The 12,499-nt window shown below is 45.6% G+C and carries 12 protein-coding genes and 2 pseudogenes; 2 read left to right on the top strand and 12 right to left on the bottom strand.

Going from position 1 to position 12,499, the window contains the following annotated elements; translation table 11 throughout:
• Nucleotides 1-178 precede the first annotated feature (178 nt).
• The 12 genes and pseudogenes from HF894_RS15215 to HF894_RS13725 all read right to left on the bottom strand — a co-directional run.
• The gene (locus tag HF894_RS15215; RefSeq protein ID WP_246593260.1) at nucleotides 179-1,075 is read right to left on the bottom strand and encodes a DNA topoisomerase; all 897 of its coding nucleotides are present in this window, start codon (nucleotides 1,073-1,075) and stop codon (nucleotides 179-181) included.
• A gap of 23 nt (nucleotides 1,076-1,098) precedes the next feature.
• Entirely contained in the window at nucleotides 1,099-2,253 is a 1,155-nt protein-coding gene (locus HF894_RS13780) for an iron-containing alcohol dehydrogenase (RefSeq protein ID WP_022233267.1), read from the bottom strand.
• Between the two features lie 21 nt (nucleotides 2,254-2,274).
• On the bottom strand, nucleotides 2,275-3,294 hold the full coding sequence (locus tag HF894_RS13775; RefSeq protein ID WP_204973112.1) for an alpha/beta hydrolase: 1,020 nt from the start codon (nucleotides 3,292-3,294) through the stop codon (nucleotides 2,275-2,277).
• A 5-nt stretch (nucleotides 3,295-3,299) separates the two neighbouring features.
• Nucleotides 3,300-4,913: a carboxylesterase/lipase family protein gene (locus HF894_RS13770; RefSeq protein WP_204973110.1), complete on the bottom strand. Its 1,614-nt coding sequence runs from the start codon at nucleotides 4,911-4,913 to the stop codon at nucleotides 3,300-3,302.
• A gap of 9 nt (nucleotides 4,914-4,922) precedes the next feature.
• Nucleotides 4,923-5,591, bottom strand: a complete 669-nt coding sequence (locus tag HF894_RS13765) for a flavodoxin (RefSeq protein ID WP_204973108.1) — start codon at nucleotides 5,589-5,591, stop codon at nucleotides 4,923-4,925.
• A 13-nt stretch (nucleotides 5,592-5,604) separates the two neighbouring features.
• The gene (locus tag HF894_RS13760; RefSeq protein WP_022233263.1) at nucleotides 5,605-6,141 is read right to left on the bottom strand and encodes a flavodoxin; all 537 of its coding nucleotides are present in this window, start codon (nucleotides 6,139-6,141) and stop codon (nucleotides 5,605-5,607) included.
• Between the two features lie 25 nt (nucleotides 6,142-6,166).
• Nucleotides 6,167-6,823 carry a flavodoxin gene (locus tag HF894_RS13755; protein ID WP_022233262.1) on the bottom strand — a complete coding sequence of 219 codons (657 nt, stop codon included), beginning with the start codon at nucleotides 6,821-6,823 and terminating at the stop codon, nucleotides 6,167-6,169.
• A 437-nt stretch (nucleotides 6,824-7,260) separates the two neighbouring features.
• Nucleotides 7,261-8,043 (bottom strand): annotated as a pseudogene (locus tag HF894_RS15330) (hypothetical protein); the annotation flags it as partial.
• A gap of 18 nt (nucleotides 8,044-8,061) precedes the next feature.
• Nucleotides 8,062-8,406: a hypothetical protein gene (locus tag HF894_RS13740; protein ID WP_009121407.1), complete on the bottom strand. Its 345-nt coding sequence runs from the start codon at nucleotides 8,404-8,406 to the stop codon at nucleotides 8,062-8,064.
• Between the two features lie 15 nt (nucleotides 8,407-8,421).
• Nucleotides 8,422-8,577 (bottom strand): hypothetical protein, encoded by a 156-nt coding sequence (locus HF894_RS13735; RefSeq protein WP_008152292.1) that lies wholly within the window; start codon nucleotides 8,575-8,577, stop codon nucleotides 8,422-8,424.
• 15 nt (nucleotides 8,578-8,592) lie between these two features.
• Nucleotides 8,593-9,210: a DUF4313 domain-containing protein gene (locus tag HF894_RS13730; RefSeq protein WP_246593259.1), complete on the bottom strand. Its 618-nt coding sequence runs from the start codon at nucleotides 9,208-9,210 to the stop codon at nucleotides 8,593-8,595.
• 56 nt (nucleotides 9,211-9,266) lie between these two features.
• A pseudogene (locus HF894_RS13725) lies at nucleotides 9,267-9,830 on the bottom strand (hypothetical protein); the annotation flags it as partial.
• A 182-nt stretch (nucleotides 9,831-10,012) separates the two neighbouring features.
• Between HF894_RS13725 and istA the strand changes: the two are divergent.
• Nucleotides 10,013-11,584, top strand: coding sequence for an IS21 family transposase (gene istA, locus HF894_RS13720; RefSeq protein WP_204973449.1), 1,572 nt, complete (start codon nucleotides 10,013-10,015; stop codon nucleotides 11,582-11,584).
• Between the two features lie 11 nt (nucleotides 11,585-11,595).
• Nucleotides 11,596-12,378 (top strand): IS21-like element helper ATPase IstB, encoded by a 783-nt coding sequence (gene istB, locus HF894_RS13715; RefSeq protein ID WP_075319310.1) that lies wholly within the window; start codon nucleotides 11,596-11,598, stop codon nucleotides 12,376-12,378.
• Nucleotides 12,379-12,499: the final 121 nt, after the last annotated feature.

The raw sequence follows: 12,499 nt of genomic DNA, 5'->3' as shown, positions 1-12,499 counted from the left end.
GCGCAGCGAGGATGATTTTTTCCTGTCCAGCCAAGCCCTTGAAGGCAGCCTTGCGGCAAAAGGCAGGCAATCCAAGACCTTTGCCGCTTAAAAGCGGAAAAACAGATTCTTTTCTGTACGGATACAAAAAAATGCAGACCTTCCGGCCTGCATTCTCCTGGTTGCTTAGGTATAGATGTTATTCTTCTTTTGTGGAATAGGTGTTGAAAATGTCATCAGTCATTTCCTTGGCGAGATTCCTGATCCTGTTCAGGAAGTCCTGTCCGGTTATCATTCCGCTTTCAAGTCCGGCCAGCTGTTTTTCCCAGTCTGCGGTGAGTGAAGTATCCGCAATTTTCTTTCCACGGATGGTTTCGTAGGTGAACATGCCTTTCGGGGTCGGAACAATATATTTCCCTGAATAACGGATATACTTACGGTTAACCAGTGTACGGATGATATTGGTACGTGAGGATACCGTGCCCAATCCGTTCAGCTCCATGTATTCCACCAGTTCTGCATCCGTGAACGGATTTACCGGCAGCTGTTTCTTGTGTATCAGGTTACATCCGCATACATTCAGGGTATCACCTTTCTCCACTTCGGGGAGTTCTTTGACGGAATATCCCGATGCCGGGATCATGTCGGAATGCATGAACACGTCATGCCAGCCGGCTTCAATGATTCTTGTTTGTTCGGCCTTGAAATGTTGCGCGGCATCAAATGCCAGACAAATGTAACCCTGTTCCGCCATCCGCTGGCTGTACAATCCTGCCACCTGTTCCTTACATCCACCGTTTGGATGTGCAACGACAAGAGCGGGATAGCTTCTTGAAACTTCATATCCGGCTGGAGTATAAACGTTGGCGACAATCTTCAAGCCATTCAAGTCGTAAGTAATGCGATGGATATTAACTTTGCCCGTTTCATTCTTGGTGATAGCTCCCCGATAAACCAGTCCGAAAGGATTGTCGTTAGGACTTTGGATAGCAGAGAAATCCTCTGAAATAAATGGTTGTTTGTTTTGAGCGGCTGAAGCTCCGGCGAACAAAAGTGCAGTAACACCGCACAACATTGTCTTTAATAAGGTATTCATAATTTTTTTCTTTTAGAAGTTTGTTACATGCATTCTTTCAATATCTCAAACAGTTCATCACGGGAAAACTGCTTGCAGCATCCCGGCATCAGTAAACAGGTATCTGCAGCGGCACGGAGGATACTTTCGTCCTTAATGCCCATTTCGCTCCAATGCGATGGTAAGCCGATTTCCTTTATAAAAGCCTCCAACGCTTCGATACCAAGTATAGCAGTCTGTTCTACCGTATCACCCTTTACATTCCATACCCGTTCCGCCATACGAGCCAGTTTTTCTTTGCCCTCATTCAGCAAATGGCGATAGAGAACCGGATGGATAACCGCCAACGCCTTTCCGTGGTTGCAGTCGGTATAGGCTCCTACGGCATGTTCCAGCATATGGCATTGAAAATCGGTCTGCTTGCCGAGTTTTAGCAGACTGTTTTCCGCAAGGGCAGAATCCCACATCAGTTCTCCACGGGCAAAATCATTGTCTGGATCGACTATCAGTTCACGGAGGTTTTTGATGACGTTACGCATGACCGCTTCATTGATTTCATCGGAGAGATTGTCCGTTTGAGGTTTGCCCATATAGATTTCCATACAATGACTCAACGTGTCGAATGCACCGCTGACGACTTGCCCCATCGGAAGAGTCCGTGTCAAGTCGCTGTCCAGTATAGCAAAACTGTAGTAAGCGCCTGTCAACGGCTGTTTCAGTTTCTTTTTGGTGTGGGTGATAACCGCCCCGTTGTTCTGCTCGGCACCCGTTCCTGATGCTGTTACGATAGCGCCCATAGGCACAAATTCAGTAGGATACTGGTGCTTCGTGTACTGCATCTCCCAAATATCCTCGTCTAATTTTACTTGTGCTGATACCACCTTGCAGCAGTCGATAACCGATCCGCCGCCCACGGCAAGGATGAAGTCTATGTTGTATTCATGCACTAGTCGTGCACCTTCCTGTACCTTGTCGTAAGTAGGATTGGGCATAATGCCTCCGAAGTCCACCACGTTCTTGCCACGTTCGTGCAGCCAGCTTATAATTTTGTCATACAGCCCTGTGCGTTTCAGCGAGCTGCCACCATATGCCAGCAGCACATTCTGTCCTATACGGTCTAATTCTTCCTTGATTGCGTTCTCTGCGCACCCTTTGCCAAAATGTTGACGGACAGGGTATCGATAAGTAAAACTATTCATAAATGTCTTTGTTTTTTCTGTTTATTCATCACTTTTCGGAAAGAAGAACGGCAAAGCATTGTACAGATATTCCGGAATAGGACGGAACTCATGCCGTGCCCCTTCTTTCTGATGAAAGGTCATATTAGCCGTATTGAACATGTTGTTCAAACGTGCCATACCTTCTATTTGAAGAAGTATCTCTCTATAAGCGGAGTCGTTTGTCCCACTTGCCGCCCAGATATAGAAACCTGTTCCGACATAAGGTGACTGTTGTACCCTTTCTGCCAAATAAGCTGCTGTATCGTCAGGACGATTCATCCCGGCAAACCGTCCCAAAGACCAGCAATCGCCACTGACTGGCATAAAGTATCGGAATGCGTTCAATGTTTCATCAAAGGCATACCAAGTGGTGACTGCTCCCATTGAAAAACCTCCAATGGCACGGTGACTGCGTGATATTTCAATACCTTCCCTGTCGGTTGTTTCCGCATACGTGTGGTAACGGCCTTCTACAGCTGGAATCAGGTCGTTTACCAATTCTATGGGCAAAGCCCTGCAGTAAGGGTCTGCATCCGCATAGTCTGGTGTAGGCTGTCCGTAGTTGTAGCTGGGTGTGACCACAATCATCGGGTCAATATCACCGTGAGCTATCATTTGGTCGAGCAGTTTGCGTACCACACCATTTTCATCTTCAAAGGTGGATGCCGCCGTACTGTAATGACCGTGTACAAAATAGAGGATATTGTACCGTTGGCTTTCATTATATCCATAAGGCAGATAGACGTATGCCGTATTGGTACGTTTCGCACCAGTGCCTTCTGCATAGTCCCGTGTGGCATAATCGATGCGGACTATGCTGCCTCTTTTTTCGGCTTCCTGTTCATAACCGTCTGGTACAGCATGTGTGAAGCTGATCATTGCCACGCCATCAGACGAAGAATTTTCTTCTCCGTTGTCTGGATTAATCGGTGTTTCAACATCAGAGTCATCTGTACTACAAGCCACAAGCGGTAGGGAAAGCAGCAGGATACTAAGGAATGATATTATTTTGTGTGTCATTTTGTTTAAAATTTATAGTTGGGTCGTAACAGCGACAACAGCTTATAGTCGAAATCTTTCCTTACCTCACATTTGTTTCCAAATATCATCGTGTTTCCGTTTTCACGGGTAAAAGCAGACCATGAAGGAAGTCCTTCGTGATTAGGATTGCCGGTACGGGCGAAATTTATCCATGCTTTGCTGATGCGCTCTTCCAACTCCTTGACTTCCGAGCCTCCGGCAGAGGCTGCAGGTGACAGACTGGTGTTGCTGAATACAAACGGTATTTCCGAACAATGGTATGACATGGCAAAACCTCCGTGAATAGGTGTGTCCCAGGCAAACAAATAATTATATACAGGAGCCCCATGCTGGTCGGCTTTCAAGCGGGCTGTCTTCAAGGCAGGAAGTCTTAACATTGTATCTATGTAAAGTGCTTCGCTGATGGAACGACCGGGATAGGCAGATGTGAAGGCAGCAATAACCGAGTCTGTACAGTTTCCGAATCGTGCTTGCAACTTTTTCATTGTCTCTTCCTTATTCCATGTGTGCATATTGTCATGGGCAAATTTATCCGGATTTCCCAACATCGGCATTGTGGTCCATTCGGTCATACACGAATCGATAAGCAACGGAATATCCTTTGCCTGTGAAGCAATGGAATCTATGACCGGCTGATATGGCAGATAGTCACCGTCTACCACGGGAGTCCATAGCAGTCCAGGATTACCCCAACTGTCTATGCTGTTTTCCTCTTGAGCGGTTTGAGCCATTGCCTTATTTCCTGCTGCCATCAATTGGCTGTAGGGAATGGCTTGTAGCTTGTCGGCATTTTGCGGTGAGATTCCTAATGAGTCAAGCATCAGTTCTGCTACCCGGTGTGCTGTCTTTTGCGTAACATTGGTCATTCCACAAGCTTCTACAGCTCCGCTCTGAACGATGGCCTTATGGAACAGCCCCTGTGCAGCCGGAACTGTCATCAGTACCAGTACTTTGGCACCTCCACCTGATTGCCCGAATAGAGTGACATTGTTTGAATCACCTCCAAAGACAGCAATGTTCTTCTGTATCCATTGCAGGGCTGCTACCATATCCATCGTACCGACATTACCGGAGTATTTATATTTTTCACTGTAAGCGGACAAATCAAGAAAGCCGAGCATATTCAGCCGATGGTTAACCGACACTACCACAACATCTCCTTTGCGACTCAGGTTTGCTCCATCATAAACCAGTTGCTCGATGGCAGAACCAGTCTGAAACCCACCTCCGTGCAACCACACCATTACCGGACGTTTCTTGCCGTCATTGATGCCTGGAGTCCATACGTTCAGGTTCAGGCAATCCTCTCCCTCAGCAGGGTGCTCACGCATGGCGATGAAGTCGTTTCCTTGTGGTATGGGAGCCTGCGGACATATCTCTCCATATGTATTAAATATCCGTACCGTATCCCAAATATCGGGCTGTTCAGGTGGCATAAAGCGTGCAGCTTTGGCGTATGGAATGCCTTTGAAGCTGTAGATGCTGTCCGCATATACACCTTGTGCCTGACCACTTGTCAAGCTGACCACTTTGCTTTGTTCCTGAACACAGGAACAAAGCAAAAAAAGGCTTACCAACAAATAACCTATTGTTTTCATAATTCCTCTTTAATTTTGTTGTTCCAACATTCCTATCCGTTCCAGCCATTGGAGGATGCCTTCTTCCGAGCCGGCCACACTGCTACGTGAAATGCTATATCCATTTACCATTGTGGCATTAGGTTCCATTCCAGCAATGTCATCCACTGTTCTTGACCAGCCACTACCTCCATGTGAGGAAAAAGGAATAATTGTTTTACCTGCAAAGTCGTATTCGTCAAAGAATGAATACATAGCCATAGGCATCTGATACCACCAAATGGGATAGCCAACAAAGATGACATCATAATCATCAAAGTTTTCTATGTCGGTAGCAAGAGCTGGATGTATATTATTCTGCCGCTCATTGTCGGCTTGTGAAGCCAAATCATCGAAATTACCCGGATAAGGTGTTGCTGTCTGTATTCTTACCATATCAGCTCCAGTAGCTTCACCTATCACGGTAGCCATATATTCTACACTTCCATACAAATCTCCGTTTACAATCACACGGCTAGCGGAAGTATTGGCATCCACCCCATCCGGTAGGGGTTCAGAAAAATAAGCGATAAGTATATGATGATTTGTTCCAGGCACCACTTCTTCAGTCGGGGAACTGATATTGTTATCTTCGTTGTCACTGCACGAAGCAAGTATTAACGATACGCAGAACAATGCGAAATATGTATATATTCTCATTTTTTATCCTCCATTATTTGATAACTCTAATTTCTTTTAACCATTCTGTGATACCGTCCGTATTTCTGCTAACGGCACCGAATCCTTTCAAGTGTTTGGCATCAGGTGTGAGTTCTGCAATCTTGGCAAGGGTCTCGTCACGGTAGGTAGATGCGTAGGTACAGAAAGGAATGACCGTCTTGCCCTTAAAATTATAACTTTCGGTAAAAGTATTGATAATCATTGGTGCAGTCCACCACCATACAGGACAACCGATAAAGATTGTATCATAACTGTCCCAATCTTCCACCTTGTTCTTGATAGCAGGGCGGGCATTCTGTTCCTTTTCTTTCTTTGCTACCTCTGTACAAGGTTTATAGTCTGTAGGATATGGCTTTACCGGATCGATACGGAAAAGTGTGCCGCCGGTCTGTCCGGCAATATACTCTGCCACATGCTGCGTGTTTCCACTCCAACTGAAATAAGCAATTAATGTCCTCCTATTTTGTGCGTATAAATTCATTCCACCCATTAGAATAAGAGTTATAAGGGTGATAATCTTTGCTTTCATCTTCTTTATCGTTTTAGTTTAATTATTATTCAATGATTCCTATCTCACGAAGCCAGTTTTCCACATTCGATTCATTGCTCAAGCTTCCACTAGTCAAACCTAATCCTTCAAGATGTGCTTTAGCTCCAGATGTCAATTCAACGATTCTTGCCAACGTTTCATCGCGATATGTGGATGCGTAGGTACAGAACGGGATGACGGTTTTACCTGTAAAATCATAACTTTCAGAAAAAGTGCATATAATCATAGGTGTTGTCCACCACCATACGGGACAGCCGATAAAAATTGTATCATATTCAGCCCACGCTTCGTCTTCAATGATAGAATTTATGGCTGGACGAGCATTACTGTCACGTTCTGCCAATGCTACTTCCGTACATTCAGTGTAATCTTCCGGGTAAGGTGTGACAGGTTCTATACGAAACAAATCCGCTCCAGTGTGAGACACTATTTGTTGCGCCATTCGCTGTGTAGTACCTCCCCAACTAAAATATGCCACAAGAATGTTGCTGTTTCCAGCAGGTGTATCTGGATTATTTGGATTGTCTGGATTATCTGTAGAATCACCAGGTGTTTCGGGTTGTTCTGTTCCTGGTTCTTCCGTCATGGGGTCATCATCCCCGCAAGCGTTGAAAGTGAAAGCGGCAAGTGCCATCATCAGGTAAACTAAATACTTTTTCATTGTTTCTATGTTTTTATGGATTATTTTTCTTCATAACTGTTGTATTCCTCATCTGTCACAGGTTCCAGCCACGTTACGCCCCCTTTGTCCAGTTGGGTACCTATGGCGATGTGTGTAAACTCACTGTCAGGAGCCGCGCCGTGCCAATGGATGACATCGGGGGCAATCTTCACTACGTTTCCAGGCAGCAGCAGTTGGATAGGTTTCCCTTTTTCCTGATAATATCCTTTGCCGGAAGTGCAGAGCAGGATTTGTCCGCCTTTATGGCTGTGCCAGCTGTTTCGGCATCCGGGAGCAAATGTCACGTTGGCTACAGTACATCCAAAACCATCTTGTGGTGCGACATAGCCTTGCAACCAAGCCTTGTCCGTAAAGTTCGGATTGTCTGGCATCAGCGTACCGAGTGCGAACGGATCGTCACCTTTTCTCAGACCGTTCACGATAGCCGTTTCCCATTTTGTGGAATCACACCAGTCATTGGTCATGCCGCAGACTTCATTGGCATAGGAATAGTGTACCTGTGAATCGACAAACAGATTCTCCCTTCGAAAAGGGAAGGTGATGTCCAACGGAATCCGTACATGATGTCCGGAACCGTTCCGGCTGTCGGCAATGGCCACCACTACATTCCCGTGGAAACGGATGCTCTTGAAATCGTTCTCAGGGTCTTTGCTGATGAGCCTGTCAAACATGGCGTTGAAGTAGATGCGCAGTTCTCCGCCGTATGTGGCATTCCCTACCAATTCCTCTATCTTCTCGTCAAACTGCCCCTTTTTCAGATGCAGTGCGCGGCGTACCTTATGGCAGGCCATGGCGACTGATTCTCCCCGCAGTGAACAGCCGGTCAGGTATCCGCTGATTTCCACTCCGAGCGAATAGAAGAAATTAGTGACGGACGAGTTGCGTATCAGATCCTTTACCGGGTCGGAATCGTTCCGGTCGTAGATAAGTTCCCTGATTTCATCTTCATGCTCTTCAAACTCTCCGGCAAGATTGTCCGTTTCCATATTCTTTCTTGTCTCCTCCAGATAGTCGTGCATGTTTGAGCTTTCCTGTTCCTCATACCATTCGTATGCCTTTTCATAGAGTTTTTCCATTTTGTTGGAACGGATGCATTCCTCCTGGATGTCTTCATGTTCATCAAGATCATCCCGGTAGTCCACGTAGTAGAGGCTTACATACTGTGGAATATAGTCTGTAAGTTGTAATGTCTGGTTCATGATTCCTGATTTTAAGAGTTATACAAACGAAAAAGCCCTGCTTGTAGTGCAGGGCCTGATTCTTGTGGAACTGAAACCTTTGGAATGTCTGTTTGTATGGTATCTCCATGTCTCAAGCAGATAATCCTTGGTTCCCTTGATACTTCCGTGTACCATACATCCTTTTTCATCATACAGGTAGCAGGTGTTAAGGAGAACCGGTATGCCGTCATGCACCTTGTACATGTGCAGCTCAATATCATTCTTTATGGCGGCAGACTTTTCCTTTTCCACTTTTCTGTGTATGGCTTTTCTGACCTCGCCGATATGGGGAGAGGTATAGCCGATTATTTCCGAATGGAATGCAAACTGATATTTTTCCATAACACTTTATCCGTATTAAAATTCTGATATAAGTTCATCTTCATATACCTCCAGTTCAAGACCGCTCTCGACAATCCTGACCAGCCAGCGGCATTCCAGTCTTTCCATCAGTTCGACGGCACGGTATCCCTTATAGGGACGTTTCAGAAATACAATGTCTCCGGTTTTCATATTTGTTCCTCCTTTTTATTGTGCGTAGATTGTTTCTATCAGTTCTGCATCCGTAAGATAGCGCAGTTCCAGTGTGGAGCAGAACAGGCAGATGCCATCCAGCAGTTCATTTGCCGCAGCATCCAGGTTCCGTACTCCTTCGATCAGATATTCTTCCAGTTCCTTGCTTGAAACAAGATATATTCCGTGAATGTCTTGAACAGTTCTCAAAGGGAAACGTCTTTTCTGATAGATGATGTCCTTTATCATGTCATCCTGTGGTGGCAGTTTGGCGCTGATTGTCTTGAACTGTTCGGGTGCGAGTTCCTTCAATCTGTCAGGATTGAAGCGGAACATTCTGAATCCCTGATATTCAAATCCGGCAGGTTCTGCTATTCTGTTATTGGTCAGAAAATCATGCACATGTCTGTTGCACTCCCGGTTGTCCACATAGGCATGGAACGGGGGAAGGGAATTCAGGTTGACGGTGATGTCCGTGTAGGATTCCCAGCATTCCGGATTATCTTTAGACCGGGATTCAAGTCCTACATACAGATTATCATTGTCGATATAACTGTTCAGGACGAGTCTGACCTCAATGCGTTCTGCTGGATCTGTGGCTGTTTTCCAGTATAGAGTGTTCGATTTGTTCATACTTGTATTGTTTTTATGAGGGAATACGGCAGTCATTTTACCGCATTCCCCGAATGTTATAATTTGATATTTGTTATATCCTGTGCGGACTCCTTTTTCACGATCCTCAATCTTTTTAGGAGATACAGGAAATATTCACGGTCATAGATCCGGAAAATAAATTCCTCTAATGTCTCCTTGATGTGTCCGATGAAAGTTGCGGATTCCCTGCCGGGAGGATATTGAAAGAAATGTCCGTCGGAAACAAGAGTGAGCTTCTTTCCTGATACATGGTCTATCAGTTCGTCCGGAGTTTCGTAATATCCTTTCCCTTTATAGAACTGATAATGGTTCCGGCGAAGACTTTTCAGGGTATTCGCCATGTCCGTCCTTGCTTGTCTGGAATCTGATTGGATGACAAGGTTGCAGATGAATACGGACTGTTTTCCGTCCAGTGAAAAATAATAGGGAATGAGTCTGGTTCCGCTGATTGTTTTGCTTGTTTCCTCTTTTGAGATCACGGCTTTCCGGTTGATGATTTCCATGTGACGGTCTATCTGACTGTCCAGTTCGGATTGCGGAGTAAGTACGGAGCGTAGGCCCTTGAAATATCTTCCTTGACGGGTAAAGCAGAAAGAGTGGAAAAGCCAAACAAATTTGACCCCTTTGGCCAAAAAGAATTGACCCTTTTGGCCACAATATGATTGACCCTTCTGGTCCAAATAACATTGACCACTTAGCACGCATATTGCCAGAGATTTTTTTTGTGTAGATTTGAATCCCCGAGTCCTGGTGTAACGGGGTATTAATAAAATCTATACAAATGGATAAAAGAATCAAAAACATTTTAAGATGTTATGCGTCCGGAATGGGAATCAAGGAAACGGCATCCCTGTTTTGTACTTCCCGTAACACGGTCCGCAAGTATGTCCGTCTGTTTCTTTCAAGCGGGAAAAGTATTGAACAGCTTCTTTCTCTTTCCGATGAACAGTTGCATGAGATCTTCGGTTGTCCGGAGTCCCGTCATCGGGAACCTTCTGCCAGAAAGATTGAACTGGAAGCCTTGCTTCCCGGGTATGTATCCCGTCTGACACGCAAAGGAACAAGTATCAGAAAATTGTTCAAGGAGTATCATGCTGAATATCCTGAGGGCTATCAGCTGTCTTCCTTCAAACGGATTGTCCGCGAATACAGGTTTCACATCACGATCGTCGGTCACGTCGAGCATTATGCAGGTGATCAGATGTATATTGATTTTGCCGGCGACAGACTTGAGGTTGTTGATGAAATGACGGGTGAAACGAAGAAAGCCGAAGTATTCGTTGCCGTCCTTCCGTTCAGTCATTATACCTACTGCGAAGCCGTATGGTCGCAACGCAAGGAAGACCTGATAAGGGGATGCGAGAACGCCATGCGTTATTTTGAAGGTGTTCCGGCGGCCATTGTCCCTGATAATCTGAGAGCCGCCGTAACAAGAAGCGACCGTAACGAGCCTGTCATCAATGAAGATTTTGCCGCCTTTGCGGAATATTACGGCTGTGTGGTCTATCCGGCCCGTGTACGTCATCCCAAGGATAAGGCCCTGGTTGAAAATGCCGTGAAACTCCTCTACCGTTCCGTTTACCTTGACGTAGAAGGAATGACATTTACGAGTCTGGATGAGCTCAATACAGCCATCCGTATTTCCTTACTTGTATTTAACGGAAAGGTGATGGCCGGACGGGAAATGTCACGCAAGGAAATGTTTCTGCACGGCGAGAAAGACTATCTCCGTCCTCTTCCGTCCAAACGTTATGTCTTGAAGGAAAGAAAAATTATGACTGTAGGCAGAAACTCGTACGTTTCACTATTCAAGCATCATTACAGTGTTCCAAAGGAATATGTAGGAAAACGTGTGACCATTCTCTACGATGCCGATACGGTAGAAATCTACTGCAGCATGAATCTTATTGCCACCCACGACCGCTGTGATATCCCCTATACTTATTCATGGAAAAAGGAACACAACCTGCCGGGACACTATGGTCCTTATGACAAGGATCTGGAAGAACTTTTCCGGCGTGCCTCGGAAATGGACAATATAGTGTTGAATTATCTTCGGGAAGTGGAACGCGTCATGCAATATCCTCCCAAAGCGTTCAGATCTTGCCGGGGCATACTGGCTTTGGAGAAAAAATATGGCCGTGACCGTCTGGTCGCAGCCTGCGCCTGCGCAGACCAGAAGTTGCAATACGGATATCAGGCCATACGCGAGGTGCTTGAACTGGGAGAAGATGCGGATTTCCTTCCCGATGAAGACGGAAGAATACAACCCGGTGTGACTTCCCCGGTTCCGTTGGTTCACAAAAACATACGTGGACGTGAATATTACAAAAAAGACAAACAAGAACAATAAAACTCTATTTTATGGAAATAAACAACAAGACTGCTCCCATTACGGGACAACAGGATCAGAATACCATATCACTGGATTTAATGAACCGCATGAAATTATACGGTATGGCAGAGGCTTTCAGAGAAAGTCTTGCCGGCACCACACCACAGTCCATGACCGCGGACTCTTTCCTGTCCATGCTACTTGCGCGCGAATGGGACTATCGTGCCCAGGCTGCAATAGTAAGGCTCACCAGGAATGCCTCATTCCGTTACAAGGCCTATATTGAACAGATTGACTATGCCGTAAACCGGGGACTGGACCGCAATCAGATGGAACGCCTCGCTACCCTTGACTTTGTGCATAAAGGGCAGAATCTTTTCATAACCGGTTCTTCCGGTACGGGGAAAAGCTATCTGGCGTGCGCCCTTGGTCACGAAGCATGTAAAAGAGGATTCCGGACTCTCTATGCCAATGCACCGAAACTGCTTGGCGCACTGAAAGTGGCAAAAATCAAAGGGGTACTTGAAGCGGAACTCAAGAAGATTGAACGCTGTCAGTTGCTCATCCTCGATGACCTGTTCCTCGTGCCGTTTGATGCCAAAGAACGTCCCATACTGCTTGAAATTATTGAAGACAGGCATGAACGGAAATCCATCATCATAACCTCTCAATACCCCACATCCAACTGGTATGACATGATTGGTGATCCGACAATAGCCGATGCTATCCTTGACCGTATCATCCACACGGCTCATACCATAGAGCTGTATGGTGAAAGTATGCGTAAGTTAAGGTCTAAGAAAAACAGATAAAATTAAAAAGGTAAAATAAAATTGACCCCCATCACCAGGACTTTTAAAGGGGCAATCGTATGATAAATAAGGTGGGCAGATTCTTTTTGGCCAAAGGGGTCAAATTTGTTTGGCTTTTCCA

It is taken from the genome of Caecibacteroides pullorum (assembly GCF_019239235.1).
Classification (GTDB): Bacteria; Bacteroidota; Bacteroidia; order Bacteroidales; family Bacteroidaceae; genus Bacteroides; species Bacteroides pullorum.
The sequence above is the reverse complement of the archived record's forward strand: the minus strand, read 5'-3'. Positions and strand labels throughout refer to the sequence as shown.